General features: G+C 71.9%; 25 protein-coding genes. 11 read left to right on the forward strand and 14 right to left on the reverse strand.

All coding sequences use genetic code 11. The features are described from left to right. Positions 1-12 precede the first annotated feature (12 nt). The gene (locus tag ABD355_RS01405; protein ID WP_344398077.1) at positions 13-1,632 is read left to right on the forward strand and encodes an ABC-F family ATP-binding cassette domain-containing protein; all 1,620 of its coding nucleotides are present in this window, start codon (positions 13-15) and stop codon (positions 1,630-1,632) included. Positions 1,633-1,721: 89 nt separating this feature from the next. Here the strand turns inward: ABD355_RS01405 and ABD355_RS01410 are convergent, their stop codons facing one another. Further along, positions 1,722-2,837, reverse strand: coding sequence for a baeRF2 domain-containing protein (locus ABD355_RS01410; RefSeq protein ID WP_344398078.1), 1,116 nt, complete (start codon positions 2,835-2,837; stop codon positions 1,722-1,724). Positions 2,838-2,894: 57 nt separating this feature from the next. Between ABD355_RS01410 and ABD355_RS01415 the strand changes: the two genes are divergently transcribed. Continuing rightward, positions 2,895-3,167, forward strand: a complete 273-nt coding sequence (locus ABD355_RS01415) for a DUF6158 family protein (protein ID WP_115910185.1) — start codon at positions 2,895-2,897, stop codon at positions 3,165-3,167. Between the two features lie 14 nt (positions 3,168-3,181). Here the strand turns inward: ABD355_RS01415 and ABD355_RS01420 are convergent, their stop codons facing one another. The 7 genes from ABD355_RS01420 to ABD355_RS01450 all read right to left on the reverse strand — a co-directional run bounded on the left by ABD355_RS01420 (position 3,182) and on the right by ABD355_RS01450 (position 10,581). Then, positions 3,182-5,287, reverse strand: a complete 2,106-nt coding sequence (locus ABD355_RS01420; protein ID WP_344398080.1) for a catalase — start codon at positions 5,285-5,287, stop codon at positions 3,182-3,184. Beyond that, on the reverse strand, positions 5,287-5,829 hold the full coding sequence (locus ABD355_RS01425; protein WP_344398081.1) for a type 1 glutamine amidotransferase domain-containing protein: 543 nt from the start codon (positions 5,827-5,829) through the stop codon (positions 5,287-5,289). The genes ABD355_RS01420 and ABD355_RS01425 overlap by 1 nt, the downstream gene beginning before the upstream one ends. A gap of 6 nt (positions 5,830-5,835) precedes the next feature. Continuing rightward, a complete protein-coding gene (locus tag ABD355_RS01430) occupies positions 5,836-6,492 on the reverse strand; it encodes a diguanylate cyclase (protein WP_344398082.1) in 657 nt (218 codons plus the stop codon). Further along, entirely contained in the window at positions 6,489-6,929 is a 441-nt protein-coding gene (locus tag ABD355_RS01435; protein WP_344398084.1) for a CBS domain-containing protein, read from the reverse strand. Before ABD355_RS01435 ends, ABD355_RS01430 begins: the two co-directional genes overlap by 4 nt. A 138-nt stretch (positions 6,930-7,067) precedes the next feature. Continuing rightward, positions 7,068-7,451, reverse strand: a complete 384-nt coding sequence (locus tag ABD355_RS01440; RefSeq protein WP_344398085.1) for a DUF2795 domain-containing protein — start codon at positions 7,449-7,451, stop codon at positions 7,068-7,070. Positions 7,452-7,843: 392 nt separating this feature from the next. After that, positions 7,844-8,722, reverse strand: a complete 879-nt coding sequence (locus ABD355_RS01445) for an LLM class flavin-dependent oxidoreductase (RefSeq protein WP_344398086.1) — start codon at positions 8,720-8,722, stop codon at positions 7,844-7,846. A 65-nt stretch (positions 8,723-8,787) separates the two neighbouring features. Further along, on the reverse strand, positions 8,788-10,581 hold the full coding sequence (locus tag ABD355_RS01450) for a thiamine pyrophosphate-requiring protein (protein WP_344398087.1): 1,794 nt from the start codon (positions 10,579-10,581) through the stop codon (positions 8,788-8,790). 255 nt (positions 10,582-10,836) lie between these two features. Between ABD355_RS01450 and ABD355_RS01455 the strand changes: the two genes are divergently transcribed. Then, positions 10,837-11,631, forward strand: coding sequence for an RNA polymerase sigma factor SigF (locus ABD355_RS01455; protein WP_344398088.1), 795 nt, complete (start codon positions 10,837-10,839; stop codon positions 11,629-11,631). On the opposite strand, the gene ABD355_RS01460 is transcribed toward ABD355_RS01455, so the two are convergent. Continuing rightward, the gene (locus ABD355_RS01460) at positions 11,612-12,727 is read right to left on the reverse strand and encodes a GAF domain-containing protein (RefSeq protein WP_344398089.1); all 1,116 of its coding nucleotides are present in this window, start codon (positions 12,725-12,727) and stop codon (positions 11,612-11,614) included. The genes ABD355_RS01455 and ABD355_RS01460 overlap by 20 nt on opposite strands. Positions 12,728-12,815: 88 nt before the next feature. Between ABD355_RS01460 and ABD355_RS01465 the strand changes: the two genes are divergently transcribed. The 4 genes from ABD355_RS01465 (at position 12,816) to ABD355_RS01480 (ending at position 16,846) form a co-directional block, all read left to right on the forward strand. Continuing rightward, complete coding sequence (locus ABD355_RS01465) at positions 12,816-13,535, forward strand: ANTAR domain-containing response regulator (RefSeq protein ID WP_344398090.1); 720 nt, start codon at positions 12,816-12,818, stop codon at positions 13,533-13,535. 178 nt (positions 13,536-13,713) lie between these two features. Further along, on the forward strand, positions 13,714-14,430 hold the full coding sequence (locus ABD355_RS01470; protein WP_344398091.1) for a hypothetical protein: 717 nt from the start codon (positions 13,714-13,716) through the stop codon (positions 14,428-14,430). Positions 14,431-14,537: 107 nt separating this feature from the next. Next, a complete protein-coding gene (locus tag ABD355_RS01475) occupies positions 14,538-15,785 on the forward strand; it encodes an aminotransferase class I/II-fold pyridoxal phosphate-dependent enzyme (RefSeq protein ID WP_344398092.1) in 1,248 nt (415 codons plus the stop codon). Continuing rightward, on the forward strand, positions 15,782-16,846 hold the full coding sequence (locus tag ABD355_RS01480; RefSeq protein WP_344398094.1) for an MBL fold metallo-hydrolase: 1,065 nt from the start codon (positions 15,782-15,784) through the stop codon (positions 16,844-16,846). The genes ABD355_RS01475 and ABD355_RS01480 overlap by 4 nt, the downstream gene beginning before the upstream one ends. Positions 16,847-16,862: 16 nt before the next feature. Here the strand turns inward: ABD355_RS01480 and ABD355_RS01485 are convergent, their stop codons facing one another. Together ABD355_RS01485 and ABD355_RS01490 are read right to left on the reverse strand one after the other, a co-directional pair. Next, the gene (locus tag ABD355_RS01485; protein ID WP_344398096.1) at positions 16,863-17,483 is read right to left on the reverse strand and encodes a DedA family protein; all 621 of its coding nucleotides are present in this window, start codon (positions 17,481-17,483) and stop codon (positions 16,863-16,865) included. Continuing rightward, positions 17,480-18,253, reverse strand: coding sequence for an MBL fold metallo-hydrolase (locus tag ABD355_RS01490; protein WP_344398097.1), 774 nt, complete (start codon positions 18,251-18,253; stop codon positions 17,480-17,482). The genes ABD355_RS01485 and ABD355_RS01490 overlap by 4 nt, the downstream gene beginning before the upstream one ends. A gap of 83 nt (positions 18,254-18,336) precedes the next feature. Between ABD355_RS01490 and ABD355_RS01495 the strand changes: the two genes are divergently transcribed. From ABD355_RS01495 to dnaK, 4 genes are all read left to right on the forward strand, one after another. Beyond that, entirely contained in the window at positions 18,337-18,738 is a 402-nt protein-coding gene (locus ABD355_RS01495; protein ID WP_344398098.1) for a hypothetical protein, read from the forward strand. 97 nt (positions 18,739-18,835) lie between these two features. After that, entirely contained in the window at positions 18,836-20,893 is a 2,058-nt protein-coding gene (locus ABD355_RS01500) for a phage holin family protein (RefSeq protein WP_344398099.1), read from the forward strand. A 78-nt stretch (positions 20,894-20,971) separates the two neighbouring features. Beyond that, positions 20,972-21,400 carry an OsmC family protein gene (locus ABD355_RS01505; protein ID WP_344398101.1) on the forward strand — a complete coding sequence of 143 codons (429 nt, stop codon included), beginning with the start codon at positions 20,972-20,974 and terminating at the stop codon, positions 21,398-21,400. A gap of 153 nt (positions 21,401-21,553) precedes the next feature. After that, positions 21,554-23,419 (forward strand): molecular chaperone DnaK, encoded by a 1,866-nt coding sequence (dnaK, locus tag ABD355_RS01510; protein ID WP_344398102.1) that lies wholly within the window; start codon positions 21,554-21,556, stop codon positions 23,417-23,419. Between the two features lie 3 nt (positions 23,420-23,422). Here dnaK and narI read toward each other — a convergent pair whose 3' ends face one another. The 3 genes from narI to ABD355_RS01525 form a co-directional block, all read right to left on the reverse strand. Beyond that, positions 23,423-24,145 (reverse strand): respiratory nitrate reductase subunit gamma, encoded by a 723-nt coding sequence (narI, locus tag ABD355_RS01515; protein ID WP_344398103.1) that lies wholly within the window; start codon positions 24,143-24,145, stop codon positions 23,423-23,425. Next, the gene (gene narJ, locus ABD355_RS01520; RefSeq protein ID WP_344398104.1) at positions 24,142-24,636 is read right to left on the reverse strand and encodes a nitrate reductase molybdenum cofactor assembly chaperone; all 495 of its coding nucleotides are present in this window, start codon (positions 24,634-24,636) and stop codon (positions 24,142-24,144) included. Before narJ ends, narI begins: the two co-directional genes overlap by 4 nt. Before the next feature lie 203 nt (positions 24,637-24,839). After that, positions 24,840-25,637: an SAM-dependent methyltransferase gene (locus tag ABD355_RS01525; RefSeq protein WP_344398105.1), complete on the reverse strand. Its 798-nt coding sequence runs from the start codon at positions 25,635-25,637 to the stop codon at positions 24,840-24,842. Between the last annotated feature and the right edge of the window lie 29 nt (positions 25,638-25,666).

Consider the following 25,666-nt stretch of genomic DNA (forward strand, 5'->3'; position numbering starts at 1 on the left):
GAATGCCTCCTCATGGGACATCTGGAAGCCGCGCACCTCGAGTACTACCTCCCCGACGGGAGGGCGCTGCTCGGCGATGTGTCCTTCCGGGTGGGCGAAGGGGCCGTCGTCGCCCTGGTCGGACCGAACGGCGCCGGCAAGACGACCCTGCTGCGGCTGATCTCCGGCGAGCTGAAACCGCACGGCGGAAGCGTCACCGTCAGTGGCGGCCTCGGCGTGATGCGGCAGTTCGTGGGGTCCGTACGGGACGAGACGACCGTACGGGACCTGCTGGTGTCCGTGGCGCCGCCCCGGATCCGGGAGGCCGCGCAGGCCGTCGACAAGGCCGAGCACGGCATCATGACCGTGGACGACGAGGCGGCCCAGCTGCAGTACGCGCAGGCCCTTTCGGACTGGGCGGAGGCGCGCGGGTACGAGGCGGAGACGCTGTGGGACATGTGCACCACGGCCGCGCTCGGGGTGCCGTACGAGAAGGCGCAGTTCCGGCAGGTGCGCACGCTGTCCGGCGGTGAGCAGAAGCGGCTCGTGCTGGAGGCGCTGCTGCGGGGCACCGACGAGGTGCTGCTGCTGGACGAGCCCGACAACTACCTCGACGTGCCCGGCAAGCGCTGGCTGGAGGAGCGGCTGAAGGAGACCCGCAAGACGGTCCTCTTCGTCTCCCACGACCGTGAACTCCTCGCCCGTGCCGCGGAGAAGATCGTGTCGGTGGAGCCCTCGCCCGCGGGCGCCGACGCCTGGGTGCACGGCGGCGGCTTCGCCACCTACCACGACGCCCGGCGTGAACGCTTCGCCCGATTCGAGGAGCTGCGCCGCCGCTGGGACGAGAAGCACGCCCAGCTGAAGAAGCTGGTGCTGAGCCTTCGTCAGGCGGCGTCCATCAGCCATGAGCTGGCGTCCCGCTACCAGGCGGCGCAGACCCGGCTGCGCAAGTTCGAGGAGGCGGGCCCGCCGCCGGAGCCGCCGCGTGAGCAGGACATCACGATGCGCCTCAAGGGCGGCCGCACCGGCGTAAGGGCGGTCACGTGCAAGGGACTTGAACTGACCGGTCTGATGAAGCCCTTCGACCTGGAGGTCTTCTACGGCGAGCGGGTCGCCGTCCTCGGCTCCAACGGCTCGGGCAAGTCGCACTTCCTGCGGCTGCTGGCCGGCGAGGAGGTGGCGCACACGGGGGAGTGGAAGCTCGGGGCGCGGGTCGTGCCCGGACATTTCGCGCAGACGCATGCCCATCCCGAGCTCCAGGGCCGCAAGCTGCTGGACATCCTGTGGCAGGAGCACTCCCAGGACCGGGGTGCGGCGATGTCCCGGCTGCGCCGCTACGAGCTCACGAACCAGGCCGAGCAGACGTTCGACCGCCTGTCCGGGGGGCAGCAGGCCCGGTTCCAGATCCTGCTGCTCGAACTGGAGGGCGTGACGGCCCTGCTGCTGGACGAACCGACCGACAACCTGGACCTGGAGTCCGCCGAGGCGCTGCAGGAGGGGCTGGAGGCCTTCGACGGCACGGTGCTTTCGGTCACGCATGACCGCTGGTTCGCCCGGTCCTTCGACCGGTATCTGGTGTTCGGCAGTGACGGGCGTGTGCGGGAGACCGCCGAGCCGGTGTGGGACGAGCGGCGCGTGGAGCGGGTGCGGTAGTTCGAGGCCGGGGTCTGGGGGCTCTGCCCCCAGACCCCCGTTCGGCCCTTAAGGGGCCTCGTCCTCAAACGCCGGGCTGGCTGGATATGTCACGTCCAGCGGAGCAGCGCGCCCAGGCCGCCCGCAGGGATCTGGCCCCCTGTCGCCCCGGCCGCCGGGGTCACCGACAGGGCCGGGGCGCCCGTCGTCACCGCCGAGCGGATGAGGGCGTCGTCCGCGCGGGCCGGCCAGGAGCGCTGTTCGCCGAGGATCTTCAGATCCGTGCGGCGGACCGCCAGCTGGTCGGGGTCCTCGCCGATCCACACCTCGCGGTGCGCGTCGGGGCCCTCGGGCCGGACCAGCAGTTCCTCGATGCGGTGCTCGCGGGCGGCCTCGACCAGGGCGGGCACCCCCTCCACGGCACCGGAGCGCCCCTCGGCGCCCGGTTCGCGGGCCGCCAGGAACCGTTCCAGCTCCCGCTCCGCCCGCTGCCGTACGTGCTCGGTGCGGGCCTGCTCGACATCCTCGTCGAGCAGCCTGCTGCCGGCGCCGTGCGGGGCCTCGACGACCATGTCCTGCAGCCGCCGGGGCAGCCGGTCGTGCACCGCTCGCTTCTCCCGCTCCTCACCCACGAGAACCAGCAGGTCGGCGCGGGTCTCCTCCTGACAGACGACGAGCGCGTCGGCGATCTCGGCCGCGTTGTGCTCCCAGGTGTTCTCCACCTTCAGCTGGAAGTGCCGCACCGACCAGTCCCCCGTGCTCGTACGGTGGACCGGCCACTGCCGCCCGCTGACCGTGCCGGCCTCCTGCCCGCCCAGCGAGGTGCGCAGCTCGAAGTCCGCGCCCTTGCGGTCGATGTACGCCACCACACAGGCCGGGTCCTCACCGGCCAGCTCCAGCAGGGGCGCGGTGTGCGGCAGCGGCGCCCAGTGGGCGCTGTCCCGCTGCGGGGGCCGGGCCAGCGCCGGGTCCAGCACCACCTCGCCGGCGCGGGCGAACAGGGCTCGCCCGTGAGGCTCGGAGGAGTGCTGCAGCCCGTCGAGTGCCTCCTGGACGGCCTGGCACGTCGCCTGGTCCGCCCCCTGCCGATCGAGGTCGCGGGCGAGCGCCACGGCCGTGAGATGTCGTTCGTGGGGCGTGTCCTCCGTATGCCGGGAAGTGTCGACGTACACGGAGGCCCAGGGGCCCGGATGTTCGTAGAGTGGATGCAGAAAAGCGAGATCCATGGTTCCCTCCCGGATGCCGCTTGGGACTGGTGCTCTCCGGGCGGGTACCCGGACCGCATGGACGAACACGACGAGCGGGGTGCCACCATGACCGGAGTCGACCCCAGCCGGCTGGACGACCAGCAGCTCATGAAGGAGCTGGAGACGATCCACCGCACGCGCCACGACACGCTGCTGTACGGCTCGACGGACGCGCTGCGGGCCCACAACGATCGCATGGCCCAGCTGGAGGGCGAGTACCTGCGCCGCAACCCGCGGCGCATGGTGGCCGCGGGCCGCACCCGTGAAGGCGCACGGGACCGCCGGTGCGGGGAGTCGGCGACTCCCTGAAACACGGCGCCTCCTCAGTGGCGTACCGGCGGCCGGTCCCAATGCCGGTGCGCCGCAATCGCGTCGACGAACGCCTGTACGAACTCGGTGTCCGGGGTGCCCGGTGACGTGTCCGTCACCACGCCCCGGTCGGCCACCGTGCGCCGGTCCCCGGTGGACAGCCGCAGGCCCTCGGGTTCCAGTGCGGACAGGACGTCCACGCCCGAGCCGAGCGCGCCCACGGGCTTGCCGTGCCGGTAGGCGTCCCGCACGAAGCGCAGCGCGTCCGGATCCTTCGCCACCGCCGGGGCTCCGTCCTGCCCGCCGGGCAGCAGCACCGCGTCGTACAGCACGGAGGCGACGGTCGGCAGTGCACGGTCGACCGCGTACGACTCGCCGTCGGCGCCCCTGACCATGCCGTCCGTCGGCGCGAGCGCCTCGACGACCGCACCCTCGGCGGCCAGCGCCTCCCGTACCGAGGTCACCTGCTCGGCGTCCACGCCGTCGGTGACGAGGACCGCGATCTGCCGGGTGCGGATCGAGCCGTCGCCGCGCAGTGACTCGAGGCTGAGCGCGGGCGAGGTGAGTTTGTACGTCCCCGGCTCGGTGCCGTCCGGCTCCGGCACCCCGATGCCGCGCGCCACCTCGCGAGCCAACCCGCCGTCCACCTTGGCCAGTTGCTCGACCGTCCGGGCCCGGACGGTCATCGCGTCGACCTTGCCGAGCTCGAAGCGGAAGGCCGCCACGATGTGCTGCTTCTCCCAGTCCGTCATGCTGTGGAAGAACATCGCGGGCTGGCTGTAGTGGTCCTTGAAGCTCTCGCTGCGCTTGCGGATCTTGGCGCCGTCGACGCGTTCCGCATAGTGCGTGTAGGCGTTCGCGTCCACCCCGGCATGGGCGGGGCAGCCGCCGCCGAGCGAGTTCGGGAAGTAGTTCGTGCCCTGGTGGATCGCGCTCTGGTGGTAGCCGTCGCGCTGGTTGGTGCGCACGGGTGCCACCGGACGGTTGACCGGGATCTGCGTGAAGTTGGGGCCGCCCAGGCGGATCAACTGGGTGTCGAGATAGGAGAAGTTGCGGGCCTGCAGCAGGGGGTCGTTGGTGAAGTCGATGCCCGGGACGACATTGGCCGTGTGGAAGGCCACCTGCTCGGTCTCGGCGAAGAAGTTCTCCGGGTTGCGGTTGAGGACCATCCGGCCGATCGGCCGGACCGGTACCTGCTCCTCCGGGATGATCTTCGTGGCGTCGAGCAGGTCGAAGTCGAAGGCGAACTCGTCCTCCTCCGGCACCAGTTGGACGCCCAGCTCCCACTCCGGGTACTCGCCGGCCTCGATCGCGTCCCACAGGTCGCCCCGGTTGAAGTCCGGGTTGCGGCCCTGACACTCCTGTGCCTCGTCCCACACCAGGGAGTGCACGCCGAGCTTCGGCTTCCAGTGGAACTTCACGAAGGTGCCGCGCCCCTCGGCGTTCACGAACCGGAAGGTGTGCACGCCGAAGCCCTGCATCATGCGGTAGCTGCGCGGGATCGCCCGGTCCGACATCAGCCACATGATCGCGTGCAGCGTCTCGGGCTGCAGCGACACGAAGTCCCAGAGGGTGTCGTGCGCGGAGGCGCCCGTCGGGATGTCGTTGTGCGGCTCCGGCTTCACCGCGTGCACGAAGTCGGGGAACTTGATGCCGTCCTGGATGAAGAAGACGGGGAAGTTGTTCCCGACCAGATCGTAATTGCCCTCCGACGTATAGAACTTGGTCGCGAAGCCGCGCACGTCCCGCACGGTGTCCGCCGAGCCGCGCGGCCCCTGCACGGTCGAGAACCGCACGAAGACCGGCGTCTGCACGGAGGGGTCCTGCAGAAAGGCCGCGCGGGTGAACTCCGCGCAGGACTCGTACGGTTCGAAGTACCCGTACGCGCCCGCGCCCCGCGCGTGCACCACCCGCTCGGGGATGCGCTCGTGGTCGAAGTGGGTCAGCTTCTCCCGGAAGTGGAAGTCCTCCATCAGCGTCGGACCGCGCTCGCCGGCGGCCAGCGAGTCGTCGGTGTGGTCGACCTCGACGCCCTGGTCGGTGGTGAGCGGCCCGCCCGCCGGATCGTCGGCGTGGAAGGAGGCGCGCTGCTGCTGCTTCCGGTCGGCGGGGGAGCCCATCAGCCGGCCCCCTCTGCGAACACATGCAGGAAGGCGTCACAGAACGCCTTCAGGTCGTCCGGCTTGCGGCTGGTGACCAGCTTGCCGGTGCCGTTGTCGTCGATCTTCACCTGTTCGTCGACCCAGGTGCCGCCCGCGTTGCTGATGTCCGTCTTCAGGCTCGGCCAGGAGGTCAGCTCACGGCCCCGTACGACGTCCGCCTCGACCAGCGTCCACGGGGCATGGCAGATCGCGGCGACGGGCCTGCCCTGCTCGAAGAAGTCCCGTACGAAAGCGACGGCCTTCTCGTCCATGCGCAGGAAGTCGGGGTTCGCCACGCCGCCCGGCAGGACCAGTGCGCCGAAGGAGGCGGCCGAGGTCTCGCCCACCACCTCGTCCACGGGGAAGGTGTCCGCCTTGTCGAGGTGGTCGAAGGCCTGGATGCGGCCCGGCTTGGTCGACACCAGCACGGGTTCGTGACCCGCGTCCTTCGCCGCCTGCCACGGATCGGTGAGCTCGATCTGCTCGACACCCTCGGGTGCGGTCAGGAATGCGATACGCATGATGCTTCAACGTCCTTTCCCAGCACGCCAGTTGGCCTCGTCGGAGGTGGCGCGCTTCTTGTTGCGGCGGCCCGCGCGCACACAGCGCACGAGCTCCTCGCCGTACGGCAGCACCACACAGGTGCCGATCGCGGCGGCGATGCCCGCGAGATAGCCGCGGGACAGCGGGCGGCGGCGCGGCACCAGACGCCAGGCGTCGGCGCGGCCCGCGCCGCCGCGCAGCAGTGCCTTGACCTGGTCGGCATGCAGACACATCAGCGCGGACAGCGCGCCGTAGGGCAGCGACTCCAGGAAGCTGTGGATGTGCTGCTCCAGCGGGGTGACCTCACGGTCGCTCTTCACCGCCGTACGCACGTCCCACAGCGCGGTCGCCTCATGCACCGCGGCGCCGCCCAACTGCACCGCCAGGAGCAGCGGGTTGACCTCGTAGCGCAAGGTCAGCGCGATGGGGATGCCGACCTCCGCCATCATCAGCGAGTGGATCAACGACTCCTTGGTGCCCGCCGTGTCCTCGATGCGGCTGCGCCGGTGCATCACCCAGTCCGCGAGACCGGGCACGAACCAGCCCGGCAGCAGCCCGTACAGCAGATAGCGGGTGGTCACATCACCGACGTCGACGGTGACACCGGTGGCGCTGATCTCGGCGGCCTGGTCCCGGCTCATACGCCGCCCCGGCCGTCCGGCACGGCAAGACTGATCTCGGCGAGTGCCGAGTCCGGGTCCTGCACCGTGGCCAGATCGCCGAGACTCACCATCCCGACCGGCAGCCCGTCCTCCACGACCGGCAGCCGGCGGACGGCGTGCGCGCGCATGAGCGCCACCGCGGCCGAAACCGGATCGTCCGGGCCGACCAGCACCGGATCCGGGGTGCACACGGACTGTGCGCTCACCGTCAGCGGATCGACGCCGTCAGCCACCGCCCGCACCGTGATGTCACGATCGGTGAGCACGCCCACGACCTGCTGCCCGTCGGCCACCAGCACATCGCCGATGCCCTGCGACCGCATCAGCTGCGCCGCCTCGACGAGTGACGCGTCCGGGCGGACGGCGACCACGCCCGGTGTCATGACCTCCCTGACGAAATCCGCGCTCGCTGCCATCACTGTCGGTCCTTCCTCCGTTCCCGGCCCAGGGCCGTCGTCGGGGTGACGCCGCCCGCAGTACCCCCGGGCCCGGGGCCCATGCGCCGCGGCGGACCCTCGTACTCCGGCGACCGCAGGATCCGGCCGCGTGCCGGTCTACGCCCGTCGCTCCCCGGCGAGGGCCTCCGCCAGCTCCTGGACGGTGCTGTAGCGCGCCGTGCGGGGCAGCCGCTCCACGGGCTCGATCAGGGCGTCGGGCGCGTACGCGCGGCGCAGTGCCTGGACGAGTTCGCGGGGGCCCGCGGGGAACACGTGGCGGTTCAGGTGCCGGGCCAGTTCCGTACGGACCGCGGCCAGGGACGCGCGGGAGCGTCCCGGTGCGATCGGACCGCCCGCGACCTCCGGGTCGTCGTCGGCGGTGGGCTCCGGGTCGTGCCATTCCTCGGTCCGCGTGGGGTGCCCGGACCGGAGCAGACCCTGGAGTTCGTGCTTCATCTCTTCGTCGCGGTGGACGCTCAGCCGGTCACTGCCTCGCTGCATGACTCCCTCCAGATCTTCGGGGGTGGGCTCCGCGTACCCGAAGACCGGAGGGCGACACAGGGTTTGCGGCCCGAAAGCCGGGAACCCGACACCCGCCCTCCACGCACATCCTCGGGGAGGAATCGGCCATGGCACTCCTTGCCGTGATCATCCCGCTTCTCATGCTCGGCATGGTGCTTGCACTCGGCCGTTACGAGGAGTTCCTGCTGCCCGTGAAGAAGGCCGACCCGAGTGATGAAGCCCCGGTCGGCCCACTCGGTGCGACAGTGCCACTCCCGGTCCTGCAGGTCCCGCGACGCCCGGTCCGGGTGGTTGCTTCAGGGACGGGTGCGCTCAGGACCGCGCAACGCAGGCGCCGCCGCCACCCTTCCCCGCACTCTCCTAGCTGACCTTCAGCCCCGACGCCCGGCCGCCTCCAGGAGGGCCTCCAACTGCCGCAGCGGCTCCGCGCCGGCGATCCGCAGGACGACCGTGTCCGCACCGGCCGCCGAAAGCTCGCCGATCCGTTCGGCGGCCCGCGAGGCGGGTCCCGCGATGGTGAACACCTCGTCCTGCGGGCGGCCGAGCCAGTCGGCGTGACCTTCGATGTGCGGCCGCAGGGCACGGGCCACCTCGTCGGCGTCGTCACCGACGGAGGCGAAGGCGAGGACCGTCAGGGTGTGCTCGGGCGCGGCGCCGCCCTTGGCGGTCAGCGCGCGGGCGTTCTCCAGGTCACCGGGTCCATGGCCCTCGGTGATCACGGTGCCGTCCGCTACCCGGCCGGACAGTTCGAGGGATCGGGGCCGTACGACACCGGCGACCACCGGTGGCACCTCGGTCGGCGGATGCACCAACTCGATGCCTTCCAGACGCACCTCACGTCCCGCCAGCTCCACCCGCTGCCCGCGCAACAGCGTGCGCACCGAAGTGATCGTCTCCTCCAGCAGGGCGAGCGGCGAGCGCGGCGCGACGCCCGCCTGGGCCATCCACTCCCGCACCCCGTGCCCGATCCCGGCCACCAGCCGCCCAGGGAACACCCGTGCCAGCGTGGCCAGTTCCATCGCCAGCAGGGCCGGGCTGCGCAGCGGGGCGGGCGCGATGCCGAGGCCCACCCGGATGCGCTCCGTCGCTCCCAGGGCGATCGCCGCCGCCGACACCCCGCCGTTCCACCCGAGGTCCTCGACCACCCACAGGTCGTCCACCCCGAGAGCCTCGGCCCGCCGCGCGAACCCGGGCAGCTCTTCCGGCGCCCAGGCGCGGTCGTACATCACACCGATCCGTACATGCGTCATGCCCGGAACCTATGTGCCGGTGACATGCCGATCAACGGTGTTGCCGGCGGCGGAGTCCGACGGGACTACTGCTTCTCCTTGCCCGGCAGGAACTCCTGCACCTTCGCCTTCAGACCCTGCTTGATCATGGAGCCGCGGTCCGCGTCGCCCTTCAGGATCGAGGCGGCCGTGGCCTCCATCTGCTCCCAGGTGGCGTGCGGCGGGATCGGCGGGACCGCAGGGTCGGTCAGGAACTCGATCACCGCGGGGCGGTCCGCCTCCAGGCCGGCCCGCCAGCCCGCCTCGACGTCCTCCGGCTTCTCCACCCGGATACCGGTCAGACCCAGCGAACGGGCGAACGCGGCGTACTGCACGTCCGGGATCTCCTGCGAGGGCAGGAAGGAGGGAGCGCCCTCCATGGCCCGCATCTCCCAGGTCACCTGGTTGAGGTCGTGGTTGTTGAACACGGCCACGACCAGCCGCGGGTCCTCCCACAGGTCGCGGTACTTGGCCGCCGTGATCAGCTCCGCCATGCCGTTCATCTGCATCGCACCGTCCCCGACCAGCGCGATCGCGGGCCGGTCCGGGTGCGCGAACTTCGCACCGATCGCGTACGGCACCCCGCAGCCCATCGTCGCGAGCGTGCCGGACAGCGAGGAGCGCATGCCCGGCTTCATCGTCAGATGGCGTGCGTACCAGTTGGCCGCCGAGCCCGAGTCGGAGCTGACGATCGCGTCGGCCGGCAGCAGCGGGTCCAGCGCATGTGCGACGTACTCCGGGTTGATCGGATCGGCCGACAGCTCCGCCCGCCGCCCCATCACCTCGCGCCAGCGCGTCACGTTCGCGCACACCTGGTCGTACCACTCGCGGCCGCGGTCCTCGCTCAGCAGCGGGATGAGGGCCTGAAGGGTCGCCTTCGCGTCGCCGACGAGATTCACCTCGTACGGATAACGCATCCCGACCATGTGCGGATCGATGTCGATCTGCACCCCGCGCGCCTTGCCGAACTCCGGCATGAACTGCGTGTACGGGAAGGAGGAACCGATGGTCAGCAGGGTGTCGCAGTCCCGCATCAGCTCGTACGAGGGGCGGGTGCCCAGCAGGCCGATCGAGCCGGTGACGTAGGGGAGTTCGTCGCTGAGGACGTCCTTGCCGAGCAGTGCCTTGGCAACGCCCGCCTTCAGCAGTTCGGCGGTCCGCTCGACCTCGGCGCGTGCCCCGGCGGCGCCCTGGCCGACCAGGATCGCCACCTTGTCACCGGAGTTGAGGATCTCGGCCGCCCGCTGGATCGACTCCTCGGACGGAACCGCCGTCCAGGAGCTGCGGCCCAGGCTGGAGGGCACCATCTTGAACTCGTGCGTGGGCGCGGAGTAGTCCAGCTCCTGGACGTCACCGGGAATGATGATCGCCGTGGGGGCGCGGCGCGCGTACGCGGTGCGGATCGCGCGGTCGATGACGTTCGGGAGCTGCTCGGGGACCGTCACCGTCTCCACGAAGTCCGAGGCGACGTCCTTGAACAGGGTGTGCAGGTCGACCTCCTGCTGGTACGAGCCGCCCATCGCCGTGCGGTGCGTCTGACCGACGATCGCAAGCACCGGCACATGATCGAGCTTGGCGTCGTACAGGCCGTTGAGCAGGTGGATCGCACCGGGTCCCGAGGTCGCCGCGCACACTCCGAGACGGCCGCTGAACTTGGCGTAGCCGACCGCCTCGAACGCGGACATCTCCTCGTGCCGGGACTGGACGAAACGAGGCTTGTTCTCGGCCCGGCCCCAGGCGGCCAGCAGGCCGTTGATGCCGTCCCCCGGGTAGCCGAAGACATGGTCCACGCCCCACTCGCGCAGTCGTTGCAGGACGTGGTCGGAGACCTTGGTGCTCATGTGTCGACCTCCCGGGCCTTGACGTGATCGGGCAGCTGTCGTCTGCGGGCCGAGTCACCCGGTGGGCGCCCGGAAAACATACGGGGGTGTTTGCGGCCCGGGGCCCGGGGCAGGCGCAGTCCAGTGCTTCGGACAGGAGGCACGTCCGTGGGAACGGCCCCTGAGCCGCCCAGGTCGCGCCTGTCTCGAACGTGCGGCCGCACTCCCACGGTGACCGTCCACCCCAGAGCACCTTCAAGGGAGTTGCGACGCACCATGCCCACCAAAGTGAGCGCGAAGCACCACCCGCACGACGACGCCCCCGACACCGCCGACGCCTTCCGCAAGCTCGCCAAGCTCCCCCCGGGCCAGCAGCGCGACACGCTGCGCGAGCAGGTCGTGGAGGCCTGGCTGCCGATGGCCGAACGCCTCGCGGGACGCTTCCGCAGCCGCGGCGAGAGCTACGAGGACCTGCGACAGGTCGCCGCCCTCGGCCTGGTCAAGGCCGTCGACCGGTACGACCCCGAACTCGGCAACGCCTTCGAGAGCTACGCCGTGCCCACCATCACCGGCGAGATCAAACGGCACTTCCGCGACCACATGTGGACCCTGCACGTACCGCGCCGGGTCCAGGACCTGCGCAACCGCGTCCGGTTCGCCACCCAGGACCTCTCCCAGACCATCTCGGGCCGTAGGCCCACGGTCGCGGAGATCGCCGAGCACGCCAACATGAGCGAGGAGGACGTCCTGGTCGGGCTGGAGGCGCTGGAGAGCTTCACCGCGCTCTCGCTCGACGCCGAACTGCCCGGCAGCGAGGACGGCTACTCGCTGAGCGACGCCCTCGGCTCGCCCGACCCCGCACTGGACACCGTCGTGGACCGCGAGTCCGTCAAGCCGCGGCTGGCCGCGCTTCCCGAACGGGAGCGCGCCATCCTGTACATGCGGTTCTTCGGCGACATGACGCAGAGCCGGATCGCCGAGCAGCTCGGCATCTCCCAGATGCATGTGTCACGGCTGATCAGCCGCTGCTGCACCCGGATGCGGGACCAGATCATGCACGAGGCCGCATAGCCAGCGCCAGATGGCGCGACATCAGGTCCATCGCCTGCGCCTCCGCCATCGAGAAGGCCAGCCGGGGCCCGCACCGGAACAACGTGAGCACGCCCCGCACGGCGTCCCCGTCCTTCAGCGGCACACACAGCAGTGAGGTGACGTTCGCCGCTACGAGGACGGGGGCGCCGGTCTCGGTCCCGCCGAACGCATCCGGGTCCGGCGGACGGATCTGCAGAGCCGGGGACCCGGTCCGGGCCGTCTCGACGACCAGGGGGCAGTCGGCCGGATCCTGCCCTTCGAGCGCGGCCGCGTCCCCGTCCGGCGGGGCCAGTACGGCAGCGCGCGTCAGGCCGTCCGCCCCCGCGTCGGCGATCACCCAGTCGGCGAACCCGCCGTGCAGGACCCGCGCCGCCGCCTCCGGGGCGCCCTGCCGGTCCGTGGTGAGCAGCGCCGTGGTCATCGCGTCCAGGAGGTCCATCACGGCCGCGTGCCGGGTCGTCTCGGCGAGGTCCGGCAGCTGCCGCACGGGCGGGTCCGCCGGTGCGACGGGGGCGCCGGGGCCGCCGGGCTGCAGCACCACCAGGACCGTCGCGCGGGGCTCGCCGCTCGGGCGTACGGCCGCCAGCGTGGCGTGCACCGGGACGGACGGCTGCTGCTGGAGGCGGACGGTGAGACTGCGGTCGCCCTCGCCGCGGGCCACCGCGGCGGCCTGCGAACGGAACGCGGCCCGGTCGGCATGCGCGAGGAAGCCGGTCAGCGGGCGGCCCGTGGCATAACCGGCCCGCACACCGGTGAAGGCGGTAGCCGCGCCGTTCAGCCGCCGCACCACCGTCTCCTTGTCGACCAGCGCGACCGGCAGCGGAAGGCGCTGGAACACGGCACGCAGCAACTGCTGCTCCTGACGGTCCGCGGAGGCGCGGGTGCGGGCCGGGCCTGCTTCCGAGAGCCGCTCGTACCGGGGCCACAACTGGCCGACCACATGGTCGAGTTCGAAGATCGCGGCGTCCAGCACCGTGGGCAGGTCCCCGCCCGACAAGGACCGCGCCGATTTCAGCTCCGCGACGCGGCGTACAAAATCCGCAAGGTCTTCCCCGAACTCGTCCGTCTGCGTCATGCGACGAACGTAGCGCGACTCCCGTTCAAGACCACCGTTTTCGGACCGGGTGAAGGGGAAGGCGGGCGGGGGAGAGGAGGAGTGCACCATGCCGGACACCGGGCCTCACACCCGTCGTTGGGGAGCGGAGGCGACCGAACCCGCCCTCCCCGGGCGGCGGCTGTCGGAACTGGTCGAGGAGGCCGCACGCTGCACCGTCGAGTGCTGTGGAGCGAGCGGAATGGTGGCCGAGGGCGGCAGCGAGCGGCCCGCGGCCGTCACCCATCCCGACCTCGCCCCGCTCGTCGCCGTGCAGCTGCGCTCCGGGGACGGGCCCATCCCGGCCGCCCTGGAACGCGGGGAGCCCGCCCGCTGCCCCGATCTGCTGCGCGAGGACCGCTGGCCCGACTACCGCGCCCTCGCGCTCGACTCCGGTGTGCGCTCCAGCGTGACACTGCCCTTCCGGCGCTCCGGCCTGGCGGTGACACTCAGCCTCTACAGCTTCCGGCCCGGCGCCCTGGAGGACGCCCCGCACGGGCCCGCCCGCGCTCTCGGTGACTTCGCCATGACCTGCCTGGTCCGCGACCGCTCCTACGGCGCCGCGCTCACCGAGCTCGACCAGCTCGGCACCGCCCTGCGCTCCCGGCCCCTCGTCGACCAGGCCTGCGGCATCGTCATGCACGTCCTGGGCTGTGACGCGGACGCGGCGTTCGGGGTGCTGCGCCGCCTCTCGCAGGGCAGCAACCGCAAGCTGTCCGACGTGGCGGCGGCGGTGGTCGAACGGCGGGGGCGGGGGCTGGAGAGGGAGCTGGCCGCGTTGCTGAACTGAGCGCCGTGCACCGGGCTCCTGGTCCCTGCGCGACGGGGAGGGCCGTGTCACCCGCTCGGCCGTCCCTGTAGCGCGAATGGGGCTCGGCCGCGCGCGCCTGACCGCCGGGCGGGCTGTGATGGGCTATGGGGCACGACTCCGTGCTCCTGAGGAGTCACCCGTCGAAGGAGCCCTCCCCATGCCTCGCACCGCCCGTGTCCTGTCCGTCGCAGCCCTGGCCGGCGCCACCCTCGGCTTCGCCTCGGCCGCCTACGCGGACTCGGCCGCAGGGGCCGGCCCGAGCAGCGTCTCCCCGGGCGGCAGCGTCACCGTCTCGGTCGCCTGCGAAGCCACCGGCGGACCGCCGCCCGCCACCCTCGACGCCATCTCACAGACCCACGCCAGGAGCGGGAACCCCGCGAGGGCCGACGGAACCTGCGCGACGGCGCCCGGCGCCAAGGGCAAGACGTCGAGCGCCGCTTCCCGCGTGAACCGCGGCGACGGCAGCGACGGTGCCGCGCCCGGTGAGAGCGGGAGTGACGGTGGTCCGGTCGGCGACAGCGGCGGCGGCGGGCGCGGCGACGACGGGGGTGGTGGCGGGCGCGGAGACAACGGCGGCGGTGAGGGCGCAGATCTCGGCGGAGGCACCGTCGGCGGCGAAGCCGGGGACGGCGGCGGCCATGACCAAGGTCGGCCCTGCACCGGGCCGGGCTCCGACTCCTGCGGCGGCGCGGGCATGCAGAACGGGCGGGAGCACGACCCGCAGGACGGCAGGCAGCACGGGGTGGAGGCCGGTGCGGGCGGCACCTTCTCCGACTCCGTGCCCGCCCTCGTCGCGGGCGGCCTCCTGATCGCCTGCGCACTGGGCGCCGCCACCTACCGGTTGTGGCCGAAGGACTCCGTCTGGGACCGCTGACCCGCCGGACGACCGGTGAAACCCGTGCGCACTCCGATGCGACAGCGGCACTCTGGGTACTCGGAGCACGGCGACGGACACGGCACAGGGACTGCGCGGAGGTACGCATGCGGCGGACGGACCCGGAAGGCCACGGCCCCGTCCGCTACGGGCCGCCGCTGCCCGAGGACGGGCTGCCCGTGCCGCCCGAGCTCACCGCCGTGCTCGCCGCGGCCGCCGCACGGGCCGAAGGGGAGCCGATCGGCGGCGGACCCGAGCTGATCGAGGCCGCGTGCGGATACTGGGAGCGGCGCGGCCTGTCCGCCGCACCCGACCGCGTGGCCGCCGGCCCCGGCGCCCCCGCCCTGCTGCTCGCACTGACCGCCGCACTCGGCGGCGACGTCCTGGTGCCGAGGCCCTGCGCGGCCTGGTGGGCGCCGTACGCACGTCTGTTGGGCAGACCCGTCTTCCATGTGGCGACACCGGCCGAGTGCGGTGGCGTCCCGGATCCGTACGCCCTCCTGGAGACCGTGCGCAGGGTGCGCACCGAGGGCGGCGACCCGCGGCTGCTCGTGCTGTCGGTCGCCGACGATCCCACCGCCACGGTCGCTCCGCCCGAGGTCCTGCACGAGTGCGTGGAAGCCGCCGCCGGGGAGGGACTGCACCTGGTCAGCGACGAGACCTGGCGCGACACCCTGCACGCACCGCACGACACCGTGCTGCTCAGCCCCGCCGAGATGCTGCCCGACCAGGTCACCGTCGTCACCGACCTGGCCGGCGCGCTGCTGCCGCCCGGCTGGCCGGCCGCGGTGGCCCGCTTCCCGGCGGGTGACACGGGCGCCGACCTCCACGCGCGCGTGCTCGACGTGCTCACCGCGCTCGGCGCCCGCATCGCCGGCCCCCTCGCCGCCCCGGCCGCCCATGCGCTCGGGGAGCCGGAGCCCGTCACCGCGCGCGTGGCGGCCGCCGTGCGTCTGCACGCGCGCGTGGCCGCCGCCCTGCACGCGGCGGTCGTCGCGGCGGGCACCCTGTCCCGCCCCCCGCAGGCCGGCCGCCACCTCTACGCCGACCTCGGCCCGCTGCGCTCCGCGCTCTCCGAGCACGGAGTCGGCGACGCACAGGAACTGGAGGACTTCCTCGCCGCCCGGCTCGGCATGCCCGCACCGGGCGGCCACCGCTTCGGCGACGAACTAGGCGCCCTGCGCGTCCGTCTGTCCACCGGCCCCCTGCTGGGCCGCACGGACGAGGAACGCATGGAATGTCTCACCTCACCCGCGCCGTTGGAACTGCCACACGTGCAACGCGCGTTGAGCCATGTGAAGTCGGTCTTCGACGATCTCCGCGACGACGCTCAGCGATGGGAGCCTCCTCGATGACGCAACAGTCCGAGTCGACCACCACCACGAGCACGGGCACGGCCACCCGGGAAGCCGACGGGACGGTGTCCGGGCCAGGCTCGGCTCCCGCACTTCCGCCGCTCGCCGAACCCCGCCCGCTGGGCGAGCGCCGGGTGTGGCCGCGCACCTTCCACGACCGCCTGACCGCCCCGCTGCCCGGCCTCAAAGCCATGGCCCGCTTCGCCCGCGAGGGCTCCATCCGCCCAGGGCACGAGGGCCTGGCCGACATCCCCCGGCTCCCCTTCGCACCCGCTCCGCTGCCTCGCGTGGACGCCCGTACCGTCGCCGTCTCCTGGGCGGGACACGCCAGTTGGGTCATCCGGATCGGCGGCCTGACCGTCCTCACCGACCCCGTGTGGTCCCGCCGCATCCTCGGCACCCCCGCCCGTATCACCCCGGTCGGAATCCCCTGGGAGTCGCTGCCGCCGGTCGACGCGGTCGTCATCAGCCACAACCACTACGACCACCTGGACGCCCCCACCCTGCGCCGACTCCCGCGCACCACCCCGGTGTTCGTCCCGGCAGGCCTCGCCCGCTGGTTCCACCGCCGCCGTTTCACCGCCGTCACCGAACTGGACTGGTGGGAGGCGGCCGAACTCGGCGGCGTACGCTTCGACTTCGTCCCCGCCCACCACTGGTCCAAGCGCACCCTCACCGACGCCTGCCACTCCCTGTGGGGCGGCTGGGTACTGACGGCCCCCGACGGCCAACGCGTCCATTTCGCGGGTGACACGGGATACGGCCACTGGTTCTCCCGGATCGGCGAGCGCTACCCGGGCATCGACCTCGCCCTCCTCCCCATCGGCGCCTACGACCCCCGCTGGTGGCTCAGTGACGTCCACTGCGACCCGGAGGAGGCGGTACGCGCAGCCCAGGACCTCGGCGCGCAGAGGATGGCCCCGATGCACTGGGGCACGTTCATCCTCTCGGCGGAACCGGTGCTCGAACCGCTCACACGGGTGCGCACGGCCTGGGAGAAGGCGGGCCTGAATCGCAATGACCTCTGGGACCTCCCCGTGGGAGCCTCCCGGGTCCTGTAGCGCCCTTGTCGCACCCTCACCCGGCAGACCGAACCCGCTTCCACACGCTCGGCGCCGCGCTGATCACCACGGTCAGCGCGACCGCCGCCACCACACCCTCCCAGGGCTCCTTGAACAGCGACCCGCCCAGAATCCCGATCACCTGATACGTGACGGCCCACGCCAGACACGCCGGCAGGTTCCCTCGGGCAAACCGCCGCAACGGCCACTCGGCCATAAGACAAGCCAACATCACAGGAATACGCCCAGCGGGCACCAGCCGGGACAGCACCAGTACGGCAATCCCGTGCTCGGCCAACTTCGACTGCGCCTGCGCAAGCCGCTCCTCCGGCGCCCGCGCCCGAATCGCCTTCAGCCACCGCGACCCGTTCTTCGACCTCATCCCGCGCCGCCCCAGCCAGTACAGCGCCGCATCCCCGAGAAACGCCGCCAGCGACGCCGTCACGAACACCAGCGCCAACGCGAACGGCGCCGTCTGATGAAAGGCGACCACGGCCGCCGAACTCACCAGCGCCCCCGTGGGAATCACCGGCACCAGCGCCCCGAACAGCACCAGCAGAAACAGCGACGGATAACCGATCGCCCGCTGCGTCGACTCCGGCGGCACGATCGCCGCCGTAGCGGCAAGCCACGTCACCGAGCGACCTCCAGGCGCACACTCTCCCCGTGGACGAGCCGGTGCACCTCGACATCCGGCGCGTGCTCCGCCGCGAGGCGCACGAACTCGTCGCCGGGCGCATGGAATTCATGGGGGCGCACGGCGTCCATACCGATCGGCCAGTACGTGCCGTAGTGCACCGGCACCGCACTGCGCGGCGCCAGCCGGGCCAGCGCCTGGGCCGCCCGCCCCGCATCCAGATGCCCGGTGCCGAGGTAGGGCCCCCAGCCGCCCACCGGCAGCAGCGCCACGTCGACCGGCCCGACCTCCTGCTCCATCGCGTCGAACAGCCCCGTGTCCCCGGCGAAGTACGTCCGCGCCTCGCCCTCGATCACATAGCCGAGAGCGGGCGAGCGATGCGGACCGAGCGGCAGCCGCCGCCCGTCGTGCCATGCGGGAACGGCCCGTACGACCACGTCACCGACCGTCACCCGGTCCCCGGGCGCCACCTCGCTCACGGTGAGATGGGCGAGCCGGCGCAGTCCCGGCACGGCCCGGGGTGCGCCCCGGGGCACCAGCAGGCGTGTGCCCTCCGCGAGTCGCATCAGCGACGGGACGTGCAGGTGGTCGGCGTGCAGATGCGACACGAGCGCCACATCCGCGCGCCGGGCGCCGGGCGGTGGCAGTGCCCCGCGACGGCGGCGGAGATGGGCGAGACGGCGCGCGAACAGAGGGTCCGTGAGCAGCCGTACGCCCGAGTCCGCGACCGTACACGTCGCGTGACCCCACCAGGTGATCTCCACCGGCACCTCTTTGCCTCCTTCGCGCGACTCCCCGAAGCCTACGGGCAGGAGTAGGGTCGGCGCCGAAACCCGGAGGTGAGGGGGACGCCATGGGACCGGTGCGGGTCACGGCGATCGCGAGTCTGACGCCGCTGCAGGAGCTGGACGACGATCCCTTCCTGGTGGACTCCCGCAGCCAGCACGCGATGTGCGCCCGCTGGGCCGCCGAGCGGGGCTACATCGTCAGCCGGGAACTGCTGGTGCGGGGACTGCGCGCCGACCACCGTGTGCTGTGGGACGGCGTCCGGCCGGGGATCGACCTGTTCGTGGCGCCCAGCCGCCGGGTGCTGGCGAGCGCGCTGTCGTCCGTCGAGGAGTTCACCGCCGAGTGCGCCCGGCGCGGGGTGCGGGTGGAGACGGTCGGGTTCGAGGAGCCCTGCTACGACGCCCAGATGAAGGCCAGGGTGCACCGGCGGCTGTCGATGCCGACGGCGGGCTACGACGGGCGCTGAGCCCCGCTCCCGGTGACGGACCGCATTGTCCGACCCGTGTGACAGTCTGAAGTACAGGCCCGCACCGACGACGGGCCGGGACGTGAGGGGGCTGGGCGTGCGTGGCGGGCGTTGGCGGCGGGCCGCCAGTCAGATCGGGCGCAGCGTCGCGGTGTGGGCGGTCTCCACGGTCACCATGCTCGTGCTCGCGGGGATCCTGCCGGACTTCCGGCTGCAGTCCGCCGACGGCGAGAGCGCCACCCACATCGCCGTCACCGCCGCGTTCGGCGCCGGCGCGTTCGGTGTGCTGTCCGCCCTGGTCTGGCCGCTGCTCGTACGGCTGTTGCTGCTCGTGCCGGCGCTGGTGCTGGGCCTGCTCGTCTTCGTCCTGAACGGGTCGCTGCTGCTGGTCGCCCTGCGGCTGAATCCGGCCAGCAGCGCCGAGGCGGCCCCGGAGACGGCCGTGGTGGTGGCCGCCGTGATGTCCGCCGTGGCCTCCGCGACCGGCGCCGCCCTGGCCGTGCGCGACGACGACGCGTACCGGCGGCGCCTCTACCGCCTCGCCGACCGCCGTCGCAGACGTCTGCCGCCCGGCCCGTCCGCCCCGGGCACGGTCTTCCTGCAACTCGACGGCGTCGGCCACGACGTACTGCTGGCCGCGGTCGGCAAGGGCGTGATGCCCACCGTCGCCCGGTGGCTGGGGACCACCCACCGGCTCACCCCCTGGCGCACCGACTGGTCCAGCCAGACCGGCGCCAGCCAGCTGGGCATCCTGCACGGCAGCAACCACGACGTCCCGGCCTTCCGCTGGTACGAGAAGGACACCCGCGAGGTGATGGTCTGCAACCGGCCGACCAGCGCCGCCGAACTCCAGCGCCGGGCCGTCGAGCACACCGGCGACGGCGGCCTGCTCACCGCCGACGGCGCGAGCCGCGGCAACCTCTTCAGCGGCGGCGCCGACGAGCAGGCCCTGGTGCTGTCGATCGCCACCCGTCGCCGCGGCCGGGAGAACCGGTCCCGGGCCGGCTACTTCGCGTACTTCTCCGACCCGGCCAACGCCGTGCGCACCGCCCTGTCCTTCGTCGCCGAAGTCGGCCGCGAGATGGGCGAGTCCGCCCGGGCGCGGGTCAGGAAGCAGCGCCCGCGCGTCGCACGCGGCGGCCTCTACCCCTTCGTCCGCGCCTTCGCGACCGTCGTCGAACGGGACGTCGTCGTCGCCGCGGTGATGGGCGACATGCTCGCCGGACGCACCGCCGTCTACGCCGACCTGGTGGCGTACGACGAAGTGGCGCACCACTCCGGGCCGACGAGCCGCGACGCGGAGAAGGTCCTCGAACGCCTCGACCGCGCCCTGGCCCTGATCGCGAACGTCGCCGAGCACGCCCCGCGGCCGTACCGGATCGTGGTGCTGTCCGACCACGGTCAGAGCCCCGGCGAGACCTTCCGCTCCCGCTACGGCCTGGGCCTCGGCGATCTGGTGCGGGCCGGCTGCGGGCTGCCCGTGCCGCGCAGGGCGCAGCGCACGCACAGCGGGGCGGAGGCCCGAGCGGCCGTGCGGGCCGCGCTGCGCAGACCCGTCGAGGAGGGCGGCGAGCAGCACCGCCCCTCCCGCCGCTCGGAGCCGCTCGTGCTGGCCTCCGGCAACCTCGGCCTGGTCTCCTTCCCGGACGTGCCGCACCGGATGAGCAAGGAGGAGATCGACGCCCGCCACCCCGCGCTGCTGACCACCCTCGCCAACCATCCCGGCGTCGGCTTCCTGCTCGTCCGCAGCGAAATACACGGCGGGGTGGTGCTGGGCGCGTACGGCGCCGAGATACCCCTCGACCAACTCGATGACGAACCCGGCCCCTTGGAGGCGTTCGGGCCCGGCGCCGCCGACGCCGTGCGCCGCACCCACTCCTTCCCGCACACCGCCGACATCATGGTCAACTCCTTCCACGACCCGGCGGACGGCGAGGTTCTCGCCTTCGAGGAACAGATCGGCTCGCACGGCGGGCTCGGCGGCGCGCAGAGCCGGCCCTTCCTGCTGTCGCCTGTCGCCTTCTCGCCGCCGGTCGAGGACGGCTGCGACCTCGTCGGCGCGGAGCAGGTGCACCGCGTCCTGCGCCGCTGGCTGCGCGAGACCAACGGCCCCCAGGTCCCGGTGGGCACGGAGCAGGAGGAGCGGGCCGCCTAGCCGGTCTTCCGGGTGCGACGAGCCGGAATGTGATCGGATGGGATCGCAAGAAACCCCCGGAATCCGGAAGGACTCACTGTGGCCACCACGCGCTCCGCACACACCGTCTGGGAAGGCAACCTGATCGAGGGCAACGGGGTCGTCAACTTCGACTCCTCCGGTGCCATCGCGGCGCAGCCCGTCACGTGGGCCTCGCGCTCCCAGGACGCGAACGGCAAGACCAGCCCCGAGGAGCTGATCGCCGCCGCGCACTCCAGCTGCTTCTCCATGGCGCTGTCGCACGCCCTGAACGGCGCCGGCACGCCGCCCACCAAGCTCGTCACGTCGGCCGACGTGAGCTTCCAGCCGGGTGAGGGCATCACGGGCATCCACCTGTCCGTCGAGGGCACGGTCCCCGGCATCGACAACGACGCGTTCGTCGCCGCCGCCGAGGACGCCAAGAAGAACTGCCCCGTCAGCCAGGCCCTCACCGGCACGACGATCACCCTGTCGGCCAAGCTTTCCTGACACCCCTGCGTCCTTGACGTCGTTCGTGCCGCGCTCCCGGGACAGGGGGCGCGGCACCGTCGTTTCCGGGTACCCGGAGTACGCGGCATTGACAACAGCGCACTCAAGTTTTGTGCTGGTGTGTGAGGAGTGCCCTGGCGGAAGGGGACGGAGATGGCACGTGCGGTCGGGATCGATCTGGGGACCACGAACTCGGTGGTGGCCGTGCTGGAGGGCGGCGAACCCACCGTCGTCGCGAATGCGGAGGGGGCCAGGACCACACCGTCGGTCGTGGCCTTCGCCAAGAACGGCGAGGTGCTCGTCGGGGAGGTCGCGAAAAGGCAGGCCGTGACCAACGTGGAGCGGACCGCCCGCTCCGTGAAGCGGCACATGGGCGACGCGAGCTGGCGCTTCCCCGAGCAGGGCTCCGTGGACGGCACCCGCTACCGGGCGCAGGAGCTGTCGGCGCGGGTGCTGCAGAAGCTGAAGCGGGACGCCGAGTCCTACCTCGGCGAGGACGTCACGGACGCGGTGATCACCGTGCCGGCGTACTTCGACGACTCCCAGCGGCAGGCGACCAAGGAGGCCGGGGAGATCGCGGGCCTGAAGGTCCTGCGGATCATCAACGAGCCGACGGCCGCGGCCCTCGCCTACGGTCTCGACCGCGGCGAGGAGCAGACCGTGCTGGTCTTCGACCTCGGCGGCGGCACCTTCGACGTGTCGCTGCTGGAGATCGGCGACGGCGTCATCGAGGTCAAGGCCACCAACGGCGACACACACCTGGGCGGCGACGACTGGGACCAGCGGATCGTCGAGCACCTCGTCAAGAAGTTCAAGGGGCAGTACGGCATCGACCTCGCAAGCGACAAGATGGCCGTGCAGCGGCTGCGCGAAGGCGCCGAGAAGGCCAAGATCGAGCTGTCCAGCTCGTCCGAGACGACGATCAACCTGCCCTACATCACCGCCTCCGCCGAGGGGCCGCTGCACCTCGACGAGAAGATGACCCGCGCCCAGTTCCAGGAGCTCACCGCCGATCTCCTCGACCGCTGCAAGACCCCCTTCCACCAGGCGGTCAAGGACGCCGGCATCAAGCTGTCCGCGGTCGACCACGTCATCCTCGTCGGCGGCTCGACCCGGATGCCCGCCGTCACCGACCTCGTCAAGGAACTCACCGGCAAGGACCCGCACAAGGGCGTCAACCCCGACGAGGTCGTGGCCGTCGGCGCGGCCCTCCAGGCCGGCGTCATCCGCGGCGACGTCAAGGACGTGCTGCTCCTCGACGTGACCCCGCTGTCCCTGGGCATCGAGACCAAGGGCGGCATCATGACGAAGCTGATCGAACGCAACACGACCATCCCGACCCGGCGTTCGGAGATCTTCACCACGGCCACCGACAACCAGCCCTCGGTGGGCATCCAGGTCTACCAGGGCGAGCGCGAGATCGCCGCGTACAACAAGAAGCTGGGCGTCTTCGACCTCACGGGTCTGCCCCCGGCCCCCCGCGGGGTCCCGCAGATCGAGGTCGCCTTCGACATCGACGCCAACGGCATCATGCATGTGTCGGCCAAGGACCTCGCCACCGGCCGCGAACAGAAGATGACGGTGACCGGCGGCTCGGCGCTCCCCAAGGACGACATCGACCGCATGATGCGGGAGGCCGAGCAGTACGCCGAGGAGGACCGCAAGCGCCGCGAGGCCGCCGAGACCCGCAACCAGGCCGAACAACTCGTCTACCAGACCGAGAAGTTCATCCGGGAGAACGAGGAGCGGATCCCCGCCGACACCAAGTCGGAGGTGCAGAGCGCGGCCACGGAACTCAAAGGCCTGCTGGAACGCAACGCGGACACCACCGAGCTGCGCACCGGCGTCGAGAAACTCGCCACCGTCAGCCAGAAGATGGGCCAGGCCATGTACGCCCAGGCCGACCAGGGCGCCTCCGGCAGCGGCACCGAGCAGCAGAGCTCACCGCAGGACGAGGAGGGCGTGGTCGACGCCGAGATCGTCGACGAGGACCGCGACACGAAGGGCGGCGCGGCATAGCCGTCACACGCCGGTGCGCTCCCAGCTCCGGCGCTCCGGCCGCGGCCCCAGTTGCCTGGGGCCGCGGCTGCGGTACACCACGTACGGGCGGAGCAGGTACTGCACCGGTGGGCTGAACAGGTGGACCAGGCGGGTGTACGGCACCAGGGCGATCAGGGCCATGCCGATCGTCGCGTGGGCCCGGTACAGCACCGGCACGCCCTCCATCAGGTCCGTCCGCGGCTGGAGCGTGAACAGGCTGCGAGCCCAAGGGGCGATGGACGCACGGTAGTTGTAGCCGTCGCCGGAGACATGGGTGAGCTTGGCGGCCATGCCCATCCAGATGGCGGCGATCAGGACGACGTACATGAGCTTGTCGTTGACGGTCGTCGCCCGGAACACCGGGGCGTGCGTACGGCGCCGGTGGATGATCAGCAGGATCCCGGCGACGGCGAGCGCGCCGGCCGCCGTGCCGCCGTAGAGCGAGAACAGGTGGTACGTGTGCTCGCGGGCGCCGATCGAGTCGGTCCACGACCGTGGGACGAACAGCCCCACCAGGTGGCCCGCCAGCACGAAGAGGATGCCGTAGTGGAAGGCCGGGGAGGCGATGTTCAGCAGCTTCGACTCGTGCACCTGCGAGGAACGCGTGGTCCAGCCGTACTTGTCGTACCGGTAGCGCCAGATCAGGCCGGCGACGAGCAGGGCGAAGGCGACATACGGCAGAACGCCCCACAGGAGCGTGGTCATGAGCGAACCTCCGTGTGCGGGATCGGCAGGGTGGCGCATACGGCATCCAGGACGCATGCGTACGGGGTACCGAAGTCGGTGAGCCGGGCCCGGAGCTGTCCGAGGCCCTGGCGGTGTTCCGTGAGGAGGGCCGTGTCGCCGGTGCGGGCCGCGAACTCCAGTACCGCGGGCAGGAAGTCCGGCGGTTCCTCGCCGGTGAACTCCAGGCCGGCGGCGCGGTAGACGTCCTTGAAGCGGACCAGCGACAGGCCGCGCCGCCGGATGTCCTCGTCCCGCCACCAGCTCAGACAGAGGCTGTGCCGGTTCCTGGAGTCGAAGACCTGGACGTAGTGGGCGGCCAGTTCCCCGGGCGGGGTGAGGGCCGCATGGTCGGTGAACCCCCGCAGCTGCGGGGCCGCCTCGCGCAGCAGCGGCAGCCGGGCGCGGAATTCGGCGTCGGGATAGGTCAGGCAGAGCGCTGCCGCCTGGTACAGCACGGCGTCCGAGGGCATCAGGTCTCCTTCGGTGTGCAGGAGCCCGTGGCGGTGGCGCCTGGCCGGAAGAAGCGTCCTGCGGCCAGCAGCGCCGCTTCCGGCCCGGCGGGCGGTATTCGCGTGTCGTCCACCTGTGTCGCTCCCTTGCTCACCCTCTGCTTCGACGCTAGGGGCGGGCGGGGAGATGCACCTGTTCATGGCGCCCGTACGGGTGTACGAGGTCAGGGCTTGCGGGCGACCCCCGCGTACACCGGAACGACGCCCTCCGTCTGCGCCGCCACGTCCTCGGCCTCCGGCCGCCACCCGGTCACCGGGATCACGCCGGGGCCCAGCAGCTCCAGGCCCTCGAAGAAGCGCTGGAAGTCCGTGATCGAGCGGGGGAAGAACGGGGTGCCGCTCGCGCGGAAGGCGCCCGCCGCCTTCGCGATGGCCTGCGGATTGAGGTCGGGGGTGACCTGCGAAAGGATCAGATGGCTGCCCGGGGCGAGCGCCGCGACGTACTTGGCCAGGAGGTCGTGGACGTCGTCGTCCAGGTAGTGGGTCAGCGCCACCAGCGACAGCGCGACCGGCTGTGAGAAGTCCAGCGTCTCGGCGGCCTGCCGCAGCAGGGTGTCGATGTCCCGCACGTCCGCGTGCACATATTCCGTGCGGCCCTCCTCGGAGCCGCGCAGCAGCGCCTGGGCGTGCCGCAGCACGATCGGGTCGTTGTCCGCGTACACCACCCGGGACTCCGGCGCCACGGCCTGCGCCACCTGGTGCAGATTCGGCTCGGTGGGGATGCCCGTGCCGATGTCCAGGAACTGGCGGTTCCCGGCCTCGGCGACGGCACGGACGGCCCGGTGCATGAACCGCCGGTTGGCCCGTGCCCCGCGCACCGCGCTGTTGTCCACGGCGAGGATCTTCCGGGCCAGCGCCTCGTCCACCGGGTAGTTGTCCTTGCCGCCCAGCCACCAGTCGTACACGCGGGCGGGGTGCGGCCGGCTGGTGTCGATCTGTGGTGCGGCGTCGGATCCGGTCATGCGGGGTCTTCTCCTCCGGTCGGACAGGT

The sequence above is a fragment of the Streptomyces longisporus genome (genome assembly GCF_039532765.1).
Lineage (GTDB): Bacteria > Actinomycetota > Actinomycetes > Streptomycetales > Streptomycetaceae > Streptomyces > Streptomyces longisporus.

Bases quoted from the DNA above. Each gene is read 5' to 3' on its own strand.
- ABD355_RS01420 (WP_344398080.1), bottom strand. From the start codon at position 5,287: ATGGGCTCCCCCGCCGACCGGAAGCAGCAGCAGCGCGCCTCCTTCCAC.
- ABD355_RS01460 (WP_344398089.1), bottom strand. From the start codon at position 12,727: ATGACGCAGACGGACGAGTTCGGGGAAGACCTTGCGGATTTTGTACGC.
- ABD355_RS01470 (WP_344398091.1), top strand. From the start codon at position 13,714: ATGCCTCGCACCGCCCGTGTCCTGTCCGTCGCAGCCCTGGCCGGCGCC.
- ABD355_RS01480 (WP_344398094.1), top strand. From the start codon at position 15,782: ATGACGCAACAGTCCGAGTCGACCACCACCACGAGCACGGGCACGGCC.
- narJ (WP_344398104.1), bottom strand. From the start codon at position 24,636: ATGCCCTCGGACGCCGTGCTGTACCAGGCGGCAGCGCTCTGCCTGACC.
- ABD355_RS01415 (WP_115910185.1), top strand. From the start codon at position 2,895: ATGGACGAACACGACGAGCGGGGTGCCACCATGACCGGAGTCGACCCC.
- ABD355_RS01410 (WP_344398078.1), bottom strand. From the start codon at position 2,837: ATGGATCTCGCTTTTCTGCATCCACTCTACGAACATCCGGGCCCCTGG.
- ABD355_RS01405 (WP_344398077.1), top strand. From the start codon at position 13: ATGGGACATCTGGAAGCCGCGCACCTCGAGTACTACCTCCCCGACGGG.
- ABD355_RS01430 (WP_344398082.1), bottom strand. From the start codon at position 6,492: ATGAGCCGGGACCAGGCCGCCGAGATCAGCGCCACCGGTGTCACCGTC.
- ABD355_RS01475 (WP_344398092.1), top strand. From the start codon at position 14,538: ATGCGGCGGACGGACCCGGAAGGCCACGGCCCCGTCCGCTACGGGCCG.
- ABD355_RS01525 (WP_344398105.1), bottom strand. From the start codon at position 25,637: ATGACCGGATCCGACGCCGCACCACAGATCGACACCAGCCGGCCGCAC.
- ABD355_RS01495 (WP_344398098.1), top strand. From the start codon at position 18,337: ATGGGACCGGTGCGGGTCACGGCGATCGCGAGTCTGACGCCGCTGCAG.
- ABD355_RS01465 (WP_344398090.1), top strand. From the start codon at position 12,816: ATGCCGGACACCGGGCCTCACACCCGTCGTTGGGGAGCGGAGGCGACC.
- narI (WP_344398103.1), bottom strand. From the start codon at position 24,145: ATGACCACGCTCCTGTGGGGCGTTCTGCCGTATGTCGCCTTCGCCCTG.
- ABD355_RS01450 (WP_344398087.1), bottom strand. From the start codon at position 10,581: ATGAGCACCAAGGTCTCCGACCACGTCCTGCAACGACTGCGCGAGTGG.
- ABD355_RS01440 (WP_344398085.1), bottom strand. From the start codon at position 7,451: ATGCAGCGAGGCAGTGACCGGCTGAGCGTCCACCGCGACGAAGAGATG.
- ABD355_RS01435 (WP_344398084.1), bottom strand. From the start codon at position 6,929: ATGGCAGCGAGCGCGGATTTCGTCAGGGAGGTCATGACACCGGGCGTG.
- dnaK (WP_344398102.1), top strand. From the start codon at position 21,554: ATGGCACGTGCGGTCGGGATCGATCTGGGGACCACGAACTCGGTGGTG.
- ABD355_RS01425 (WP_344398081.1), bottom strand. From the start codon at position 5,829: ATGCGTATCGCATTCCTGACCGCACCCGAGGGTGTCGAGCAGATCGAG.
- ABD355_RS01445 (WP_344398086.1), bottom strand. From the start codon at position 8,722: ATGACGCATGTACGGATCGGTGTGATGTACGACCGCGCCTGGGCGCCG.
- ABD355_RS01455 (WP_344398088.1), top strand. From the start codon at position 10,837: ATGCCCACCAAAGTGAGCGCGAAGCACCACCCGCACGACGACGCCCCC.